11 protein-coding genes and 2 tRNA genes are annotated in these 19,924 nt (G+C 56.8%); 5 read left to right on the top strand and 8 right to left on the bottom strand.

Features of this window, described 5'->3' with window-relative positions; all coding sequences use genetic code 11:
• The first annotated feature begins 7 nt into the window (after positions 1 to 7).
• The gene (locus B2A78_RS05935; protein WP_077728990.1) at positions 8 to 706 is read left to right on the top strand and encodes a YdjY domain-containing protein; all 699 of its coding nucleotides are present in this window, start codon (positions 8 to 10) and stop codon (positions 704 to 706) included.
• Between the two features lie 1,346 nt (positions 707 to 2,052).
• On the opposite strand, the gene B2A78_RS05920 is transcribed toward B2A78_RS05935, so the two are convergent.
• From B2A78_RS05920 to B2A78_RS05905, 4 genes are all read right to left on the bottom strand, one after another.
• The gene (locus B2A78_RS05920; protein WP_077728987.1) at positions 2,053 to 3,552 is read right to left on the bottom strand and encodes a HEAT repeat domain-containing protein; all 1,500 of its coding nucleotides are present in this window, start codon (positions 3,550 to 3,552) and stop codon (positions 2,053 to 2,055) included.
• Positions 3,553 to 3,588: 36 nt separating this feature from the next.
• Entirely contained in the window at positions 3,589 to 10,875 is a 7,287-nt protein-coding gene (locus B2A78_RS05915) for a PASTA domain-containing protein (RefSeq protein ID WP_168175357.1), read from the bottom strand.
• Positions 10,876 to 10,968: 93 nt separating this feature from the next.
• Positions 10,969 to 11,538, bottom strand: a complete 570-nt coding sequence (locus B2A78_RS05910; RefSeq protein ID WP_077728985.1) for a PEP-CTERM sorting domain-containing protein — start codon at positions 11,536 to 11,538, stop codon at positions 10,969 to 10,971.
• Positions 11,539 to 12,258: 720 nt separating this feature from the next.
• Positions 12,259 to 13,626: a nucleotide pyrophosphatase/phosphodiesterase family protein gene (locus B2A78_RS05905; protein ID WP_077728984.1), complete on the bottom strand. Its 1,368-nt coding sequence runs from the start codon at positions 13,624 to 13,626 to the stop codon at positions 12,259 to 12,261.
• A 173-nt stretch (positions 13,627 to 13,799) separates the two neighbouring features.
• On the opposite strand from B2A78_RS05905, the gene B2A78_RS25585 reads away from it, so the two are divergent.
• Positions 13,800 to 14,294 (top strand): recombinase zinc beta ribbon domain-containing protein, encoded by a 495-nt coding sequence (locus B2A78_RS25585; RefSeq protein WP_143735086.1) that lies wholly within the window; start codon positions 13,800 to 13,802, stop codon positions 14,292 to 14,294.
• 465 nt (positions 14,295 to 14,759) lie between these two features.
• Here the strand turns inward: B2A78_RS25585 and B2A78_RS05895 are convergent.
• The 3 genes from B2A78_RS05895 to gltX all read right to left on the bottom strand — a co-directional run bounded on the left by B2A78_RS05895 (position 14,760) and on the right by gltX (position 16,386).
• Positions 14,760 to 14,835: transfer RNA gene (locus B2A78_RS05895), tRNA-Glu, on the bottom strand.
• 27 nt (positions 14,836 to 14,862) lie between these two features.
• Positions 14,863 to 14,938: transfer RNA gene (locus B2A78_RS05890), tRNA-Ala, on the bottom strand.
• Positions 14,939 to 14,982: 44 nt separating this feature from the next.
• Positions 14,983 to 16,386, bottom strand: a complete 1,404-nt coding sequence (gene gltX, locus B2A78_RS05885) for a glutamate--tRNA ligase (RefSeq protein ID WP_077728982.1) — start codon at positions 16,384 to 16,386, stop codon at positions 14,983 to 14,985.
• A 304-nt stretch (positions 16,387 to 16,690) separates the two neighbouring features.
• Between gltX and B2A78_RS05880 the strand changes: the two genes are divergently transcribed.
• From B2A78_RS05880 to B2A78_RS05870, 3 genes are read left to right on the top strand one after another with little or no spacing between them, the layout of a single operon-like run.
• Positions 16,691 to 17,557, top strand: a complete 867-nt coding sequence (locus B2A78_RS05880; protein WP_077728981.1) for an HDOD domain-containing protein — start codon at positions 16,691 to 16,693, stop codon at positions 17,555 to 17,557.
• A 5-nt stretch (positions 17,558 to 17,562) separates the two neighbouring features.
• Complete coding sequence (locus B2A78_RS05875; protein WP_143735085.1) at positions 17,563 to 18,951, top strand: flagellar hook-length control protein FliK; 1,389 nt, start codon at positions 17,563 to 17,565, stop codon at positions 18,949 to 18,951.
• Entirely contained in the window at positions 18,948 to 19,223 is a 276-nt protein-coding gene (locus B2A78_RS05870) for an EscU/YscU/HrcU family type III secretion system export apparatus switch protein (protein WP_077728979.1), read from the top strand. Before B2A78_RS05875 ends, B2A78_RS05870 begins: the two co-directional genes overlap by 4 nt.
• Positions 19,224 to 19,245: 22 nt before the next feature.
• On the opposite strand, the gene queC is transcribed toward B2A78_RS05870, so the two are convergent.
• A complete protein-coding gene (gene queC, locus B2A78_RS05865; RefSeq protein WP_205780682.1) occupies positions 19,246 to 19,920 on the bottom strand; it encodes a 7-cyano-7-deazaguanine synthase QueC in 675 nt (224 codons plus the stop codon).
• Between the last annotated feature and the right edge of the window lie 4 nt (positions 19,921 to 19,924).

The raw sequence follows: 19,924 nt of genomic DNA, 5'->3' as shown, positions 1-19,924 counted from the left end.
TCGGCCGATGCGACAAATCAACTTTGTTATTTATAGCGCTTTGATCGGTGTTCTGGTGTCGTCCGCCACCTTTGCGGAAGCCCCGCTGGAATACGGCTCTCAACCCATGCCGCCGCAGCCTGAAATCCGCGACCTGGGCGGCCAGCGATACCAAGTCGGCAGCATCGAAGTCAACAAGGCCGAACGGAACTTCGCCGTTCCAGGCACAGTGATTCGCTCCGAGCCGCCGCTGGAATTTCTGGCGGTTACCAAGGGAGGGTATAAATCCTACGAAAGCCTTCTCGAACTGGATGCCAACGCGGTCGAATTCAATTTGGCCTGCATTCTCATCGGCTTGGATGCAAAAAAAGCCAAGCCCGCCAGCTTTCATTTCGATAAAGAACCGGTCGCAGGCGACAAGCTCGAATTGTGGATTACCTGGGAATCCTCCGGCAAAACCGTTCGACGCCGGGCCGAGGAGCTATTGACGGCAGCGGAAGGCCAAGCGACTCACGAGTGGGTTTATACCGGATCGACATTTACGCCCGATGGTCGCTACCTGGCTCATATGGACGGCACGTTAATCGGATTCGTGCACGATCCGGCCAGCGTCATCGAGCATAGAGTTGGCATCGGCCTCGGCGCTTTCGGAACCATTGAGGCGAGAAAGGACCTATTACCCCCTGTCGGAACTCGTATTCGGTTGTTCGTCCAAAAAAGCAATTGACGAATGCCCGCCGTCATCACATCTATCGCCGGGAATTTTCACTATAACCAAATATCGCTAAAGCATTTTCATATCTACTGTACGGGCATTCGCGAGTAGGTCGGGAATCCTTTCCCGACGCCACGTCCCGGCCAAGCGTCTTCGTCGGAAGGGTCGCGACTAAAGCGACCGTTTGCGATTGGGAAAGGGTTGCCGACCTACGAATGCTTGAATCCATTCACCCGAGCCGAAGGCGCCAACGACGTCCGCCAAGCTGGTTTTGCCGTACGAGCGCGATGAAAACGCTCTAAGCACATTCAGGGAAGTCTTGCGGCATACGCACCACTGCAGGAGAAACCTGCCAATCGAACTAATTTGTCGAGATTCCGCAAAAGTTTATGGAATGTACTTAGATTTGAGGCCTGGATTTCTAGTTCGATCCTGTCAACGCAAATCATAGCCAGATAAGTGCTGCAACTTTGGACTTACCCCAGAAGTCCGGTCGCCCTGAGCTTGTGGAACGGGTCCGCGGACCTACCGGGATAGGCTATAACAAGCCGCGGCCATCTCGACGGCGTGCGTCACCAAGGCTAAGGCGATGTGCCGATGCCACGCGACCCACACATGCCCTGCCTTCTATTCATCCAGCCCACAGTCTGGCTTGGCCGCTTCGAAATGCGATATTCGATGGACCGAGGCCTTTCCGCGACGTAAACCAGGGCGTCCAGCATGCCGTCCCTCGGCGCGAAGGTCACGTAGTATGCCCGGTCGCTCGGGTCGTCGAGACTCCGGCGCAGCAAAAGCGAATGGCCCTGCGCGCGTTTCTCGGCCGTTCGTTCAGCCGTCACTTCGTTCGATACTGCGGATCAAAGACCGGAACAAAGCCCTGACCGACTGGCTGCGTACCCAGCGTCGCGATATTGCAGAGTATCGGAGAATTCAACCGGACCTTGCGCGGCTGGCCAACTATTTCCACGACCGTAACTGCACCAGGACGATCTCCAACGTGAAGCTGCGTGTGGATGAGCGGGTGCAATTTTATCTGCTGCATCATCACAAGCCAGGAGCGAGCACATGGATACATCGCTTCTCGGGACCTGTGATCTATGTACGCAATGGACTTTTTAGACTGCCGACAAAGGCGCTTTGGCGATCGGCACATGCCTTGTTGCGAAGACCATTGGAAAGCCGCGTACGGAAAAGCGTAGGCATGGTCCGATGAGATGAGACGGGACAGGCCAACTTGACGTTGTCGCAGTTTGTGACGCAATGCCAGACAAAAGGGGTGGCAACAGACAGACCGGCGCTAAACTAATGGCAACCCGTCCCCTACTTTACCCAGCTTCATTAGGACAACTGGCGAAAGCTCATTTCCTACCCTTGTCGATCTTGGCTAGTGACTGCTGCGACACCAGTTTTAGCTGCCGCGCCTGCTGGAGTTTGATAATGCTGTCCAGGCTCGTATTACCGGAGTTTGTCTGCTCCAGGCGATCCTGCTCCTCGATAACGAACCGCAACGCACCCGCAGCCTCGTCGCCCCCAAACTCCCCCAAGGCTGCTGCGGCGAGTATCCGGGTCTCCATCGGAGACTCCTTCACGAACTCGATTAATGCAGGTATTACGGAGGTATCGCCGATCTTTCCCAGAGCCTGGATGATGGCGTTTCGCAAAGGAATATGCTCTTCCTTCTTAAGATGCGCCTCCAGTTTGACCGCGGCATCATGGGCTTTGAGCTCTCCTAGAGCCCACACGGCGCGCATGCGTACGGAAGTCGCGGGGTCGTCTAGCGCCACGATGAGCGCATCGACAGCCTGAGGCCGCCTAAGTTGTCCTAACGCTGCGGCAGCCTCGCCGCGCACCGATTCCTCCGGATCTTTGAGGGCATTTAGCAATGGCGGAACGGCCGAGTCGCCGCCGAGTTCCGCCAGCACTCGGGTTGCCAGTTCCCTAGCGCTCGGATCAGCGCTACGGATAACTTGCGCTAACAGTGGTATGGCTGCCTCGTCATGCAGTTCCATCAGCCTGCCGGCAGCCTCTCCCCTCGCTTCGCCATCGGCGGAGGCCAGGATGTGAACTAGTCGTTCGATCTCACTCATATTCCCAATCTCCGGAGCCTGGTTACTAACCACACGATAACCCGCGGTTATGGCGGCAACGCTCTTGATATCTTCCTGCAAGATTCCGGAATCGCCAACTCGAAAGGCACCCTGCTCAAAACATCTAGCGACGATCTCCATCATGTCCGAAAGGCTTGCGTATCTTCTGACTGGTATGCGGTCCTCGTTCGTAATGAAGTAAACGGGGGACACCTCGATCGGCCGATCGGAACCTTCTACGACGTAAAAATCTCCGTGACTGACAAACACCGGGAACCACCGCGAACTCCAAAGTTTGTCTGGTTCTATCTTGGCTAGTGTGGCGATTCGAGCCGCGGTTTCGATTTGCAGCTTGTAGATTGCCATAGCCTCGGAGAGAGTTAACATTGTGCCGCCGGGAAAAAGTTCAGCCACCTTCGCCCCTTCGGCCACTCCATCTCGCCAGGCATAGAAACGGTCGAGTTCTCGCGGCAGTTGCCACGGGAAATCCGCTAACACGGCCTGTCGGTCCCTATCTGACAACCCGGGTCTGAGTAGACCAGGCAACGGATATCCACTCCGCTCCATCGCGGCAAGGATCCGGCCAAGGGCATTGTTTAAACAGTCGTCCACGGCAGAATGAATAAAACACTCAGTGTCAATCGGTTGGCCGGTCATTAGATCGGCGTTTTCCGAATTGGGTAACCGCAGGCCGGCGGAATATGCCCCCAGGTAAAGGGCGACCGCCACGATTACCTCAAGCAAACATCCAGATCTGATAAATCTTTTCATCCCTTAGCATAAACCCACCTGGCACACCCGAAGCGGTTACTTACATTGCCACGAGGTTGTCGGTGTTCCGGGCACGACTCCGAAAACGCCGTTCAACGGATCGTTGGCGACCACGTTACAAGCAAAGTAGAACGCCGACAGCATACCTCCCTGATACATCTGCTCCACCGCTGGAACCAACATCAGCGACGGGCCATTTGCCTGTCCACCCCGGTCAGTGGATGCGAATGGATACTCATCGCACCACAATAAAGTCTGGCTTGCAACGTTTCCGGAACAGCGCGGATCGCTCCGCAGCCAAGCTCTGGAATGTGGCGGCGAAATCCGCCGCAAAGGCGATGCGGGCGCGCCGGTCGCTATCGCCGATGCGATATGAGCGGTCGTAAACGGGGTATCCATGCCCGAGTAGAAGATATTGAATTTGCTCACATCGCACGCCCCGCCCGAGCCGATTGCCGTCGAGAAGGACAGCGCGGCATTCAAAGCGCAGGCGGCAACCGCGGCACCGGCAACGGCCAGCGTCACCTTCGCGAGAAGGAGCGCCGCGCTCGCGATCGCTGCGGTATTGATGCTAATGCTTATGCTGATGCTCGGCATCGCCATCGCTACACCCGCAAAATGTCCCGAGGGATCCACCAAGTTAACCGGATCTCCGTTTGCATACACGTATTTGTGTAGCGATTTCGGATCATAGATGTTGCCCTGGAAGCTATCCATCGACGTGAAGCGCCCGACACCCGGATCGTAATAGCGGGCTCTAAGGTAATAGAAAGCCGTCTCTGGATCGAACTCTTCACCGGTAAACAGATACCGGTTATCGGTAATTCCGGAGGAATTCAGCAGATTACCGAATGCGTCGTAAGCATAGCGGTCGGTGATCCCGGCGCCAAAATCCGTCAGCAAGCGCGTGCTGCCCAAGCCATCGTAATGGTAGAAACGAATCTCGGTGCCGCGTTGCTGGCTGATAAGATCGTCGCCATGAATATAGACCACGATGAGCCCGTTGGCAGAGTCACGCTCTTCCAGTACCTCGGGTAACTCCCGGTTCTTATCCACGAGATAGGATGATGTCACTCCGTTACGCACAGTACCGATTCGCACCCCGTCGTCATCGTAGATATATTCGGTGACGTTTCCTGGCTCGGTCGCCTTGACCATGCGATTCTCGTAGTCAAACTCGAATTGAGACGCCGACCCGCCGTTCGACCTTTCAATGAGATTCCCGTTGGCGTCATAGCTATACGTTACCACTCCCTCGCTGATCATCCGGTCATTGTCATCGTATACGTAATTAATGACCTCGCCATCGGTCGTCTTGGATAACCGGTTCCCGACACCGTCGTAAGTATAGGAAACCACTTTTCTCACGATGCCGGATTCGGTGATCTGCTCTTGGGTCAACCGGTACAGTTTGTCGTACGAATAATCGGTCCTGACTCCACCTTCCTCAGTTGCGGCTGTGCGATTGCCGACGGCATCCAGGATATATTCGAACCCTGCCAAAACGCTGCCGTCGCTTGTCACATGGGAAAGGCTCGTAAGTCGGTTCAATGCATCGTAGCCGTAATTTGCTTTGCTGCCGTTTGGATATTCGATCCGCGTCCGATTACCCACATTGTCGTATGAATACCGCGTAACTCGGCCTTGAGTGTCAGTAACGGCTATCAGACGATTGATTGCGTCGAACTCATGGTTAATGGTACCCGACGGCAGCGTTACCGATGTTCGGTTACCTTTCGCATCATACTGGTACTCCAGTATCGTTCCATCGGCGTTCACCACTTTCACGGGCATATCCCGCAGATCGTATTCGAAGGTAGTAACGCCATGATCATCAACGATGGTCGTCACTTTACCGGTTGGAGTATAGGAATACGTTATCTGGCTTCCGTTCGGAAGAGTTTTCAAAATAAGTTGATTATTCGAATCATACGAATAGGAAATAGTCTGTCCTTTGAAGTCGGTATGCGTGGAAATATTACCGTTTGCGTCGTACGTGAAAGTTTCCGTCATGCCCAACGGCAACGTCCGACTCAGAATTCGCCCTAGACCATCGTAAGTCCATGTAGTCTGATGACCGTTAGCATCGATCTGGGCTGTCCGATTTCCCACTTCATCATATGCGTACTGAGTTACACCGCCGAGCGCATCCGTAACTCTTATCAATCTTCCCTGTGCATCGTACGCGAATTGCGTGATATTCCCGGCCTGGTCGCTCTCCGAAATTTTCCTGCCAAGCGTGTCATAAGCGAACACCTTGAAGGTTCCGTCTGGGAACACGGTTTTGGTTTTCCGATCGTTCAGGTCATATTCAAAGCGCGTTATGTTGCCGGTGGCATCAGTCATGGAGACCTGATTGCCTTTGGCATCGTAGGCATAGCGCGTTACGTGACCTAACGCATTGGTGACGCTGATCTTGCGGCCAACGGCATCATAGTCATACCGGGTAGTATGCCCATTTTGATCCGTGATCGAACCCACCTTGTCAATTGCGTTATAGCTCCTGGTTTCTGAAGTGCCGTCGGGGAACTGGGTACGGACCAGCCTGTTGTTGCCATCATACTCATAGCTTGTGATCCGACCGGCCCTGTCAGTCGAACCTATGCGATTGTTTTCCGCATCATAGGTATACGCTTCAAAGGTTCCATCAGCATAAGTGGTTTGAATGAGATTACCGATGTCGTCATAGTATCGGGTTAGCCGATTGCCATTCTTATCGGTAAAGGTCTCCTCTTTGCCCAAACTGTTATATGTGAACCTTACCGAGTTACCCAGTGCATCGATCTGCTCAATCGGCTTATTGCGTTTGTCGTAGAGCATGCTTGTAGTAACGACAACCACATTCCCATTTGTGTCAGTCCTGGATGAGGACTCGGAGGTCTTATTGCCATTAACGTCATATTGATAGGTCGTGATGTTCCCGGCAGCATCGATATACTTAGTTCTATTCCCGGAAGCATCATATTCATATTTAAAGAGATTACCCTCGGCGTCCTGCGTAGAAGTTCGATTCCCACGCGCATCATAGGTATGGGAGGTTGTATTTCCCGCTGGGTCCACGGTACTGATCAAATTTCCTTTGGCGTCATAGTTGTTAACCGTTTTGCGCCCGAGCGGATCGGTTATCGTCAATAACTGGTTCCGGGTATTGTAGGTATAGGTAGTGACGTTACCGCCAGCATCGGTCTCGGAAGTCCGGTTGTTATTCTGGTCATAGGTAAACGTCTTTCGATTGCCTAAAGGGTCGGTGATTGACAGCTCGTTTCCGCGATCGTCATAAGTATGCGTTGTCGTATTACCTAAAGGATCAGTTTCGGAGGTCAAATTGCCCTTATCGTCATAAGTGCTAACCGTAACATTGCCATTACGGTCTCGACGAATTTCCCGCTGACCGGCCACATCATGAATTAGCTCAACTCTGTTTCCTTTAGTATCTATCGTTGCAATTAGCCGACCTTCGGCGTCATATTCGTTACGCGCAGGCACATTACCGCGCGGATCACGAATCTCCAATAAGCCATGGCTGAAGTTGTACTTGAATCTCGTGCTGTTACCTTCAGGATCGGTATGGGTAATCAAGTCTCCCTGGACATCATAAGCATATTGAATTACGTTCCCATTAGGATCGGTAATTTTGGTAATACGCCCTTGGCTATCGCGGGTAAAGGTGATGCCTTTGCCACTGGAATGCATGATACCCGTCGTTCCGATGGTCAACGAATTGCCGTTAGCATCGCTGACTTTTTGCACACCTGAATCCTTGTTAATGATGAATACACGACCTTCGGGCGTGCTGTATTCGAAGGTAGTTGGATTATAGACAGTGAAAAAGTCGCCATCGTCCAACAAAGTTACTGCCCCGGGCTGCGAGCCGGAGACGAAAATGCCGCCGCTTAGAGGTCTTAGCTTGCCGAGGGTCCCGGGCCGCGCCTTGTAGACCGGGGTGACGAAATCCAGCGGGAACAACAGCTGACTGCTTGGCTCGGTCGATAGGTCGAATTGCTCTACCTTGCCGTCCGGCAGAGTAATACTGACGACATGGCTTTGGTTGGGCACCAGGGTGTAGGTTGGGAAAAAGCCGCCGCTCTTGTTCACCTGCCAACCCGAGCCCTGCTCTCGATTGACGCGCAGTCTCAAAGTCTGCAGATCCAGCCGCCAACCGAAGCCGAAATCGCCGCTCGTCTTGTCCCGGCTGTCGTAAACCCGGGTGATGGTGATCGGAATGCCGGCAACCGGGATGTTCAGATCCTGGAAAGCCAGGCTGAAATTGCCCACTTTCTGGTCACGGCCCACCTGAACCTGCACACTGACCTGAGCCGTGTTGCCGCCTTTGTCATAGGTGGTCAGGCGCAGGGTATAGAGATCATTGAGCAGCAGCGTGGGATCGAAGGTGCCGAGCGTGCCGTTAACCACCGGCGTCGTACCGGTCGCGAGCACAGTGAAATGGGTCTCGCCGGCAGGAGCATAATCGAGTACGTACTTCAGGAAGTTGGCGTCGCTCGCCGTGCCCTTGACTTCCGTCGGTTCGGTCACGGTGCTGTCTGCCGCGGGAGCGGTGAGGACCGCAGTCGGCAGAGTGGTATCCGAGACCGTCGCACTGACGGTTAGGAGGGTAGTGCCAGCGATCGCGCCCTGGCTGGCACGGATCGTCGTGCTACCTTCGGTCAGGGCCGTGACCACCCCATCGGCCGTGATGGTGGCCACTGACGGATTACTGCTGTCCCAAGTCACTTGCCCCGTCATGTCTTGACCGGTGCCGTCGCTGTTGGTGCCGATGGCACTGAACGGCTGGGTCTGCCCCACCAGGATCGTGGGGCTCGGTGGAGTTACCGTGAGCTGGCTCAGAACCACCGGCGCAGCCCCGGTAGAGACAATCAGGTCGACCGGCGTACCGGCAGCCACGCTGGTTCCACCGACCGGTGTCTGGCTGACAACGCTGCCGGCCAGGATCGTATCGCTACTCTGCTGGGTGACGATACCGACGCTCAGTCCGACGCTGGTAATGGCGGCCGTGGCCGCTGCCTGGGTTTGGCCGACGACATTCGGCACAGTGACTAGGGCGGGACCGGAGGAAACGACTAGGTTGACCGCCGAACCCTTGGCGACGGACGCCCCGGCCAGCGGATTCTGGCTGATCACCTGCCCGGCCGGGACCGTGTCGCTGGACGCGGGGGTGACCGCGCCGAGCGTCAACTGGGCGGCGCTGATCGCCGCCGCGGCCGCCGCCTGGGTCTGACCGACCAGGTTCGGCACACTGACCAGCGCCGGGCCCGTGGACACCACGAGGGTGACCGCACTGGCCTTCTCCACCTCGGTGCCGGCCACCGGAGCCTGGCTGATCACGGTTCCGGCGGGCACGGTGTCGCTGGCTTGTGCGGTGATCGCGCCCACCGTCAGTTGCGCGGTGATAAGGGTGGCCTCGGCCGCCGCCTGGGTCTCACCGACCACATTCGGTACCGTGACCATGACCGGCTTGGCCTCGATCGTGACCGTGTCGGCCTCGCTGTTGAGCTGGCCGTCGTTCACGATGAGTTGCAGCACATAGGCGCCGGTCCGATCCGCGACGAAGGTGGGGGTCGCGCTGGCAGGATCCGACAGCGTGGCCGTGCTGTCCTGGGGCTTGGCCGTGAACGACCACTGGTAGGTCAAGGGGTGGTGGTCGGCATCGCCGGAGGCGCCGCCGTCCAGCTGCACGGCATCGCCTGCTTTAACCTCCTGGTCGGGTCCGGCATTCGCTACCGGCCGGCTGTTTTCGGTGCTGATGATGACGTTCGCGGGATCACTCGCCAGGTGACCATCGTTGACGATCAGCTGGGCGATATACGAACCGGGGAGATCGACCAGGAACTGCGGCTGTTGCGCGCCAGGGTCGGACAATGTGGCGGCGCTGCCGAACGGAATGCTCGTCAATGACCATAGGTAGGTCAGAGGGTCGTTCTCGGCATCGGAGGAGAGACTTCCGTCCAGCGTAACAGTAGTCTGCAGAGGTACCGTCTGAGGAGTGCCGGCATTCGCCACGGGCTTGGTGTTCTCGGTCGTCAGGATCACCGAGGCCGGCGCGCTGTTGGCTTTGCCGTCATTGACGATCAGCTGGGCGACATAATCACCGGGCAGATCGGCGGTGAATTTGGGTTTGACCAGGCTCGGATCGGAGAGAGAGGCAGTGCTATTGGCCGGTTTTCCGATCAGCGACCACAAGAAGCTGAGGGTGTCGCCGTCAATGTCCATGGAGGCACTGCCGTCCAGCACCACTTCCGCCTGGAGCGCGATCTTGCGGTCCGACCCGGCATGGGCCACCGGCGGCGTGTTTTCGGTGCTGATGATGAGCGGCGTCGGAGTGCTGTCCTCGGTGCCGTCGTTGACGATGAGTTCGACCGTGTACTGGCCGGCCTTGTCGATCGGCAGGGTCGGTGTCACGGTGGCTGAATCCGACAGAATCGCCGTGCTGCCCGCCGGCTGGCTCGTGAGGGTCCATCGGAAGGTCAGGGGGTCGCCGTCGACATCCGATGATGCGCTGCCGTCGAGCTGCGCGGTTTGTCCCACGCGAACCGCTTGGTTCAGACGGGCCACCGCCACGGGCGGAGTATTGAGCGTGCTGATCGTGACCTGGGCCGGCAGGCTGGATGCCTTGCCATCATCGACCACGAGCTGGAGGGTGTAGTCGCCGGGCCGGTCGATCACAAACGTCGGCTTGATGGCGGCGGCATCGCTGAGCTGCGCCGTACTACCCGGGGGGACCGCCACGAAGGACCAGGCATAGGTGAGATCATCGCCGTCCGGATCGGACGAGCCGCTGCCGTCCAAGGTGACGGTGCCGCCCACGGCCATGGTTTGGCCGGCCCCCGCGTTTGCTGCCGGGGCTCGATTGGCCTGGACCGTCCACACCAAATCGTTCGGATTAAACGGGACGGTGCGGTTTTGGCGAATGGTGAACGTGTCCTGACTGAACAGCGTCGCGCCGCCCGTTACTTCGCCGAAAAACACCGCGCCATCGACGATCATCGTGCTGGCGGCCTGGCTCACCACGGTGGCGGCGACGTCGGGGAAGGTCTCCGTACCGCTGTTGGTGATCTCCGCGCGGTAGGTAAAGTCGATCAGCGTGCTGGACACGCGCTTGGACCCGATCAGCTGGTAGGTCCCGGTGACCGCTAACTCGGTGACTGCCGCGGATGATGGAGAGTCGGAAGGCGTTGCAGCAACAGCGGGGGCCGGCAGACCGAGAAAGATTTGAGTGAAGATTAAAAGCCGCGCGAAAAAGCGGAATAGCGCGGTCTCGTTGAAATGCTCGAGAAATCCTTTGTAGGTATCGGTCTGCATGGACATCGCCATAATCCTTATCTCCCCTCAGATTTAGTAGGCAGCAGGTGTAGACGAGCCGCTTTTGTCACTGCCAACAATCCGGCAGCGGAAAAATGGCTACGGCTTGGAAAGCTCGCGTTGGCTGCGCCGGGTCCGAAACCAGGTCAATCCGAACAGTCCTACGAGCAGCAACGCGGGAACCGCGGGTTCTGGGATCGCTTCACCGAACGGTCTGGTGCGCCCGGCTTCGAGGATGTCGAAGTTGGCATCGTAAATCGCAAAGCTTTGCCCACCCGGGGCTCCGGTCCCGGGCCAGACAAAGTTGACGCTGAAATAAGTATCGGGAAGATTCGGTAGAACCGGCGAAACGGCGACGATCTCGGCATAAAAACGGCCGTCGTCCGGCAGGACCGGGTCGGGCTGAAGGAGGACGACCGTCCAGTCGCCATTGGGCGCCAGCGGATCGCTCAAGTCGCCCGCCTGGTAGCCCTCGCTCAGATTGAAGAACACATCGAACCCCACGGCCGATCCGGGCAAGCCGCTAACGTCATAGCGGTATTGCCAGAGATCCTGACCGACCACGCTGTCGGCGAGATCGATCGCCTGATAGCGAATCACCGTCGCACTTGCATTCGAACCAGAACAGATAAGGAGCAAGCCAAGACTGGCTTTTAGAAGACTTTTCATCCGGATCCTTCCCCAATCAAAGCGGACAAAATGGGCTTGTTCGTAGACGCCCTATGGTTGGCGCTCGAAACCCGTCGACGTCACTCCGAGCGAGCGGCCTACCGGGATAAGCGCTTATTACCGTCGAACATCAGAAGCGTACGGACGACTCAAATGACTTGCCGACCATAACTGCCTCATGTACAAGGCAAGGCCTGTGCCATAAATGCAACAGATATGATAATAAATTGATTTTATGGAGCTTTTTGTGTGATGCAGGGAACTTTAGCAACTCAGGTCCCTTATCGGCCGGCGAGACCGTAAAAGATTTCGACACTCGCGGTGAGGTTTTTTAACGAGTGTTCTCAGACTGATACACCTAAGCACATGTTTGTATTGAAGATTGAGCACGCCGCACCGAACTCTGGTATGTAAAAATTTTTGACATTGCAACTCCGGTTTAAGCCACCTCGATAGCCGAGAGTGCCGGAACTTCCGTTGCCACCCCGCCCCGTACATCACCGCTCGTGGTTATCGCCTGATTCAATAGGGCCCGGCCCCCGGCTTGCCTAAGGGCGAAGATCGCGCCCCCGACGATCATGTGCGAACGACTGAGATAACCGGAAGAATGAACGCCGAAGTTTCAAATGAAGAAATGATGGTGAGCTATGCCGGAGGCGAACCCATGACCATGGACCGGTAGACCCTAAATCCAGTGAATGGCTTCTACGGAAGCCGCTGTCAATTAAGGCTATTCAATATCAGTTGTTTAATTCCGGTTATCGGCAACTGATCAACCGCAAAGTCGCGCCGGGAAGAGATCAAAACGGGATTCAAGTCAGCCGATTGGTGGCACCGGCCATGAGTGCCCTTAACCAGGTCCGGTTTGAGTGGAATCACATCCATCAACATTCGGAAGCCTAGTTGCTTTTGGAGCAGCCGAAACCCAATTTTGAGCTTTGGCCACCGGATGTCCGGATCGACGAAAAGCTCCACCGGATCGTAGCCCGGCTTGCGATGGATATCGACCGTACGGGCAAAGTCAGGACTCTTCGCATCGTCCTGCCAATAGTAATAGCTGAACCAATGCCCGGGTTCGGCGATGGCGATCAATTCCCCGGAGCGCGGATGATCCAGGCCCATTTCGGCTTTTCCCTGCTCCGCCAGTACTCGCTCGATACCCGGTACCGTGCCAAGCAAGCGTTCCACGGCAGGACTGTCCGAAGCGTTCCGCACGTAGACATGGGCTATCTGATGATCGGCCACGGCGAAGGCGCGCGACGCGCCGAAGTCCAGCAACTCGTAGCCGAGGGTCTCGCGCACGGAGATGTAGCCCTGTTCGCGCAAAACTTTATTGATATGGACACAGCCCGTGGCCGGCTCGATGCCGTACTCGGAGACCACCATAACATCGGCTCCCTGAGCCCTAACGTGGTCGATCAAGTCTCCCGCGACGGCATCGATGGCGCGGACGTCTTCCCATATTCGCGGATCGGCCGGCCCGAGGCGCTGAAGGTTGTAATCCAGGTGCGGCAGATACACCAGTTGCAGTTTGCAGGGATGATGGTCGAACGTCCATTTGGCGGCATTTGCGATCCAGCTCGACGATCGTAAGTCCGCCGCCGGGCCCCAAAAGTTAAACATCGGGAAAGGACCCAATTCGGCTTCGATCCTCCGGTGCAGATCTGCGGGATTCGAGTAAAGCGCCGGAATTTTCCGCCCATCCGCGGGATAAATGGGGCGTGGGGTAACAGAGTACTCCACGTCAGCGTACATGTTGTACCACCAGAAGAGTTGAGCGCAGCTGAAATCGCGGATGGACATTTTCGCTGCATCCCAAACCTTCTCGCCATGGACGAGATGATTGGACTGACGCCAGAACCATACTTCGGCAAGATCGCGAAAATACCAGCCGTTGGCGACTATTCCGTGCTCCCGGGGAAGGGAACCGGTCAGCATCGATGCTTGGGCGGTACACGTCACGCCCGGAAAAACCGGCTCCAAATTAGCGACAAATCCATCCGTAATCAGCCGGTTCAAATGTGGCGTGTGCTCGCCCAAGAGCGAAGGATTAAGCCCAACGATATCGATCACAACCAGTCGTTTCATGGTTTAGCATCAATCATTAATAACGAGAAATTTGGAGCTTAAGCTCAAGAACTTAACTTCACAACGGATGAATAAGGACCAGTCGGAGCAATGGCGATATGGGTACGGAGTCCCGAAAATCAATTGAGAACAAACACCCAGGCCGAACAGGTTGTATCCGTGCGATCTTTCAGATGTATGCGGGTGGACATCGCTATACCACCCTGGTCAAGACCCTGAGCGGCGATCCAACCGATGCTGCGTCGGCGGCGCTATCTCGGGTGAATCCCGTTTGGCGAGTACCGAAACACCCGTCAGGGCGGATCGGCGAAGAAGCGGATGCCCCAGGCGGACCATCTCGAAATCCGTCGGCCCGAAGCTCGCCATCGTATCTCAAGACCTCCGGGATGAAGTCCAGGCCGGCTCGAAGCGGCGCCCCAAAATTATCTCAAAGCGACCGGAGGCGAGCGCTTCTATCGCCCCGATCCCCGAAGGAATCGAAGTATCTTCTCTCGAGCCTGGCCTGCAGCAGTCTTTGCGGGAGCAACATCGTGGCCTTGGGCGGCAAGCGGAATCACTACTACTATGACTGTTCGTACCACCACAGCCGCGGCGCCAGCGTCTGCGTGAACGATCACAAAGTCCGGGTGGAGACGCTCGATCAGGAGATCCTGTCCGGTCCCGGGTGACGATTCTCACGTCCGAGGCGATCGATTATGTGATTGAAAAGGCCCTGAGCCTCATCAAGCAAGCCCTGACGACTGAGCCGCCCGACTATCTGGGCGAGATCCAAAAGCTCAAAAAGGAACTGGCCAACTTCATGGCGCTGATTGCCTCGGGCCAGACGTCCACCAGCATCCTCGCAGAAACCCCCAAACGCGAACCCCGGATCCAAAGCCTTGACGAGGACATGAGGCGTTTGAGCGAAACGCCGGCCGCATGGGATCCGCGCCAGCTTCGCCAGCAACTTCATGACGAGATTGGATGCTTCAAGATCCAGATGCAGGGCGATGTGGCCGCGGCACGAAAGGCGCTCCGGAAACTGCTCAAGGAACCGATTCGGCGTATTCCGGTGGAACGGGACGGCAAGAAAGTCTTGCTGGCGGAACGACAAACGACCGTTGGGACCTTGCTGCCCCAAGGTTATATAAACGTGGCGTCCCCAAGGGGATTCGAACCCCTGTTACCGCCGTGAAAGGGCGGTGTCCTAGGCCTCTAGACGATGGGGACAAGGAACTTGATTGGTCAATCCGCGAGTGGTGGAGCCAGCGAGGATCGAACTCGCGACCTCAACAATGCCATTGTTGCGCTCTCCCAGCTGAGCTATGGCCCCACGCGATCGAGAACGCGAATATTAAAGAAAGACTTCGCGTTTGTCTAGGCTTTTTTATTGATATAGGCGATGGCTCGGCCGACCCTGGAGAGCGTCGTATCTTTTCCCAACAACTCCAGGGTGAGGTCGATGGGAGGCGATACCGTCGTTCCCGATACGGCGACCCGAAGCGGCTGAGCGACGCTGCCCATCTTCACTCCAAGCGTTTCCGCCGTCTCCACGACCACCTGGTGAATCGCCTCTCGGCTCCAGTTACCCAGCGCCCAGAGTTTTGTTTCCAGCGCTTGCAGCGCCCCGAGATTATCGGCGGTCAGGTTCTTGCTGGCGGCCTTCTCGTCGTACGCTTCGAACTCTTTGTAAAAGAAGACGCTCGCCTTCGCCATATCGACCAGGGTCTTGCACCGCTCGCGCTGCGCTTCGACCACCCTGACGGGATCGGGCCCCCGAGTGGGATCGATGTCCAGTTGTCCCAGATGCCAGCGCAGATGATGCGCGACATGCAAGGGATCGCTGTGCATGATGTAGTGATGATTCAGCCACAACAGTTTTTCCGGATTGAACGCCGAGGCCGAATGATTGATGTCGTTAACATCGAACAGCTCGATCATTTCGTCCACCGAAAAGATCTCCTGATCGCCATGGGACCAGCCGAGGCGCACCAGATAATTGATGAGCGCCTCGGGCAAATAGCCGTCGTCGCGGTATTGCATGACGCTGACCGCTCCATGGCGTTTCGATAGCTTGGCTCCATCTGGCCCTAAGATCATCGGCACGTGAGCGTATTTCGGCAGCGGCGCGCCCAAAGCCTTCAGAATGTTGATCTGGCGCGGCGTGTTGTTGAGATGGTCGTCGCCGCGGATGACATGGGTGATCTGCATGTCGAGGTCGTCGACCACCACCGTGAAGTTGTAGGTGGGGGTACCGTCCGAGCGGAGAATGATGAGATCGTCCAATTCACTGTTCTTCACAATGACTTGGCCACGCACGAGATCTTCGATGACGACTTCGCCGTCGTCCGGATTGCGAAACCGCATCACCGGCTGAACGCCTTCGCGGGGCTCGGTACGATGGCGGCAACGGCCGTCGTAGCGGGGCTTTTCCTTGCGTGCCAGTTGTTCGGCACGGAGGTTATCCAACTCTTCCCTAGTGCAGTAGCAATGATAGGCCTTGCCTTCGTTCAGCAATTGCTGGGCAATGGCTTTATAACGCTCGAACCGATGGGTTTGATAAAACGGTCCTTCGTCGTATTCCAGCCCGAGCCAGGTCATACCCTCCAGAATCGCATTGACCGCGTCGACCGTGGAACGCTCCAAGTCCGTATCCTCGATGCGCAGGATAAAGGTGCCGCCGTGCTTGCGTGCGTAAAGCCAGGAGAAAAGCGCCGTGCGCGCGCCGCCAACGTGCAAGTAACCCGTAGGGCTGGGAGCAAATCGGGTGCGTATGGTCATTCGAATAATCCTGAAAAAAGACTAAGTACATTCAGGGAAGTCTTGCGGCATAGGCAACCTGCAGGACAACCCCACCAATCTGTCGAGATTCCGCAAATATTTACGGAATGTACTTAGAGTTGCCGACTTTTGCCGTCGGCCCTCAGTGACTAGAGGGTGGAGGAACGCTAATAATACCAAAATCCGGTGTATTCCTTTATCGCGAAGATCGAGGGATGTTACCGAGGGACCGGAACCAGGCTATCCTTATTGTTTTTCCCGGATTCAGTGTCATCGGCGATCCAACGAACGCATTCCATTCGTAATGACTCTCGAGACGGCAGATACTCTTCAAAACCCATTATTGCAGCTTTGCTACCAGGAAATGCGGGCGAAGAAACTGGTGCTGCCCACGCTCCCCGACATTTCCCTCAAGATACGCAAGGCCATCAACGACGACCGGGCGAATAATTCGAAGATCGCGCGGGTCGTTCAAATCGATCCGGCCATTACCGCACGGCTGATTCATATCGCCAACAGTCCGCTTTATCACGGCCGCAAGAAAATAGAGAGCTGCCCCGAGGCTCTGACGCGACTCGGGCTCAAGGCGGCGCAGCACTTGATCACCACGTTTTCCTTGAAAGCGGTGTTTATCGCCAAGTCGTCCCAGATCCGGAAACGGATGCATGAACTGTGGGCGCACAGCAGCTACGTCGCCGCCATCTGTGCCGTGCTCGCCCATAAGACCAGGGGGTTCGATCCCGATCGGGCGATGCTGGCTGCGCTGGTTCACGATATCGGCACCGTTCCCGTGCTCACCTTCGCCGATCGGCATCCGGAATTGATCGCCGATCCCCGCCATCTCGACCAGGCGATACAAACCTTGCGCGCCCCCGTAGGCGCGATGATCTTACGGAAGTGGAATTTTCCTCCGGATTTCGAAGATGTGACGGTCCACGCCGAAAATTGGTTTCGCGATCACCCCGGCGCTCCGGATTATACGGATCTGGTCATTCTGTCCCAGCTCCACAGCTTCGTCGGCACGCTGCAGATCCACAAATACCCCCGCATGGATGAAATTCCGGCTTATCGCAAACTCATGGAGGGACAAGCGGCGACGGATTTGAGCAAAGACGTGCTCGGTCTTGCCAAGGAAGAAATTTTGCAGATTCAGCAAATGCTTACACGTTGACACAAATGGAAATCCGGCTGCCTGTCCTCGTCCCGACGACTCCCCTGCTTCAAGCCGGGGCGCAGCCGCTAAAGCTCGGGGACATTCTTCGAGCGGTCGTTGAGACACAACTCAAGGACAACAGCTTCCTTCTCCGACTCGACGCCGGCGGCCGCACTCTTACGGCAAACAGCAGCGCGAACCTCCAGCCGGGGCAGATACTCGAACTCGAGGTGGTCAAGCTCGGCACCACGCCCGAGCTTCGCATCGTGCCGCGCGATTCCGGCGCCGATGTGCCGGAATCGACGGTTCAGCAGGCTTTACGCCTGTTCTTGCCGAAACAGGAACCGCTCGCCGATGTGATCCAGGAACTCCACCGCCTAGTCGCGCAGGCCAGACAAACGTCCCCGTTGCCCGTCCCGATCACACAAGCTTTAGAAAATCTGTTGGCCTCGATCCCGAAAAAATCCGAGTTGGCGACACCCGAGGGCTTGGAAAAAGGTTTATTGAACTCGGGGATATTTCTTGAAGCGAAGCTCGCCGACAATGCCGATTCGTCGGCCGAATTCGCCGATTCGGATTTCAAAGCGCAACTGCTCCGAGTTCTCGATAGGCTGAAGGTGCTTCGGACCAGTGCGGACGCTATCCCCGATACGCCCCGCACTACGGCGGACGGAGGAGAGATTCAAACCCGACCGTTCAGCGCCGATGCCGAAGAGCAAGCGGAACTAACCGAGTTTCGTTTCGAAGACGCCGGCACATCCGAAGATATCGCGCTCGCGGATGAGCGAATCGCGCGAACTGCGGAGCGCGGCGAAAAGGATTCACCGAAACTGCCTGGAGACTCGCAGCTCGCGACGCCGCGCACCCCGGAGCACGAATTATCCACCGCACGCCGCAAGACTCTTCCGTCACCGGACGAACAGAACGAACTCGTGCAGGGGAATGAACGCGGAGCCGAACGTATCGCGCAAAAAGTCGAAGCCGCAATCGCCAGGGTGGTCATGGATCAGCTTGCGTCACTGCCCAGGAACGATGCCGCGCCATCTGTTTGGCAATTGGAAATCCCTTTTACCGATGGACAGCATAAGGACGCGGCAAAACTGCTGATAACCAAGGATGCGAAGCCCGGCAGCGCGGAGAGTCCCGACTCTTGGTCGCTTACGCTGGAATTGCACCCGCCGGGGCTCGGGACGTTCTGTGCGCGCGTCGTCTTGAAGGGCGACCGGATCGACACCTATTTGTGGAGCGACACGGCAACGACATCCGACCTCATCCGCGAGCAGTGCGAACGTCTTAGAGCGCGACTGCATGGCGCAGGGCTAGCCGTAGGTCAACTGACGGCGCTGGATCGACCGCCCGATTCGCCGCGCTCCGAAAATCCCTCCCCGCCGATCCTGGATATCCGCGCATGACCCGGCTGGTCAATCCTCCCGATATCGCCGTCGCCCTGCATTACGACGGAGAGAGCACCCCGCGCGTGACCGCAAAGGGCAAAGGTGCGGTCGCGGAGCAGATCATAGAGCGGGCGCGGCAACACAATATTCCGCTGCACGCGGACGAGGGTTTGGCGAACGTGTTGGCCAAGGTCCCGCTGGGCAATGAAATTCCGCGGGAACTCTATCTTGCGGTGGCCGAAGTGATCGCTTTCGCCTATTCGCTCAGCGGCAAAATGCCGGGCAAATAGCGGAAGCCGAACCATTCGATCTTTAGGATTTATAGCGCGTGGGATCTGAAATACCGGCTTCGGCAAAACCGATTTTTCGGAATCGACACGAGTCGCACGAACCGCAGGCTCGCCCTTCATCGTCGGCCGAATAACATGACACCGTTAAAGCATAATCGATGCCCAAATCTGTCCCGATGCGGATGATTTCGGCCTTTTTGAGCGTGATCAACGGCGCATGTACCTTGAAATGCTTCCCCTCGACACCGGCCTTGGTCGCCAAGTTCGCCAGGCGCTCGAAAGCCTCGATATACTGCGGCCGGCAATCAGGGTAGCCGGAATAGTCGACGGCATTCACGCCTATGAAAATGTCCGCGCTGCCCAAGACTTCCGCCCAGCCGAGGGCGAATGCGAGAAAGACGGTATTCCGCGCAGGTACGTAAGTGACCGGAATGCCTTCCTGCGGAGTCTCCGGCACGGCGATGCGGGTGTCGGTGAGCGCCGAGCCGCCGAACTCGCCGAGACCTATTCGGATAATCTTGTGCTCGATCGCGCCGCAGCTCTGCGCCACGCGCCGGGCGGCATGGAGCTCCGCGCCATGGCGCTGTCCGTAATCGAAACTGAGGGCGTAACACTCGTATCCTTGCGACTTCGCGATAACCAGAGTCGTCGCCGAATCGAGTCCGCCGGAGAGCAAAACAACCGCTTTTTTCATCATCGTC

Source organism: Methylocaldum sp. 14B, assembly GCF_002005105.1.
In the GTDB taxonomy this organism is placed as follows: domain Bacteria; phylum Pseudomonadota; class Gammaproteobacteria; order Methylococcales; family Methylococcaceae; genus Methylocaldum.
This window is presented reverse-complemented; position numbering and strand designations above follow the sequence as displayed.

Excerpts from the sequence above, each read along its gene's own strand:
- B2A78_RS05935 (WP_077728990.1), top strand. The coding sequence starts at position 8 with ATGCGACAAATCAACTTTGTTATTTATAGCGCTTTGATCGGTGTTCTG.
- B2A78_RS05920 (WP_077728987.1), bottom strand. The coding sequence starts at position 3,552 with ATGAAAAGATTTATCAGATCTGGATGTTTGCTTGAGGTAATCGTGGCG.
- B2A78_RS05915 (WP_168175357.1), bottom strand. The coding sequence starts at position 10,875 with ATGTCCATGCAGACCGATACCTACAAAGGATTTCTCGAGCATTTCAAC.
- B2A78_RS05910 (WP_077728985.1), bottom strand. The coding sequence starts at position 11,538 with ATGAAAAGTCTTCTAAAAGCCAGTCTTGGCTTGCTCCTTATCTGTTCT.
- B2A78_RS05905 (WP_077728984.1), bottom strand. The coding sequence starts at position 13,626 with ATGAAACGACTGGTTGTGATCGATATCGTTGGGCTTAATCCTTCGCTC.
- B2A78_RS25585 (WP_143735086.1), top strand. The coding sequence starts at position 13,800 with ATGTATGCGGGTGGACATCGCTATACCACCCTGGTCAAGACCCTGAGC.
- gltX (WP_077728982.1), bottom strand. The coding sequence starts at position 16,386 with ATGACCATACGCACCCGATTTGCTCCCAGCCCTACGGGTTACTTGCAC.
- B2A78_RS05880 (WP_077728981.1), top strand. The coding sequence starts at position 16,691 with ATGACTCTCGAGACGGCAGATACTCTTCAAAACCCATTATTGCAGCTT.
- B2A78_RS05875 (WP_143735085.1), top strand. The coding sequence starts at position 17,563 with ATGGAAATCCGGCTGCCTGTCCTCGTCCCGACGACTCCCCTGCTTCAA.
- B2A78_RS05870 (WP_077728979.1), top strand. The coding sequence starts at position 18,948 with ATGACCCGGCTGGTCAATCCTCCCGATATCGCCGTCGCCCTGCATTAC.
- queC (WP_205780682.1), bottom strand. The coding sequence starts at position 19,920 with ATGATGAAAAAAGCGGTTGTTTTGCTCTCCGGCGGACTCGATTCGGCG.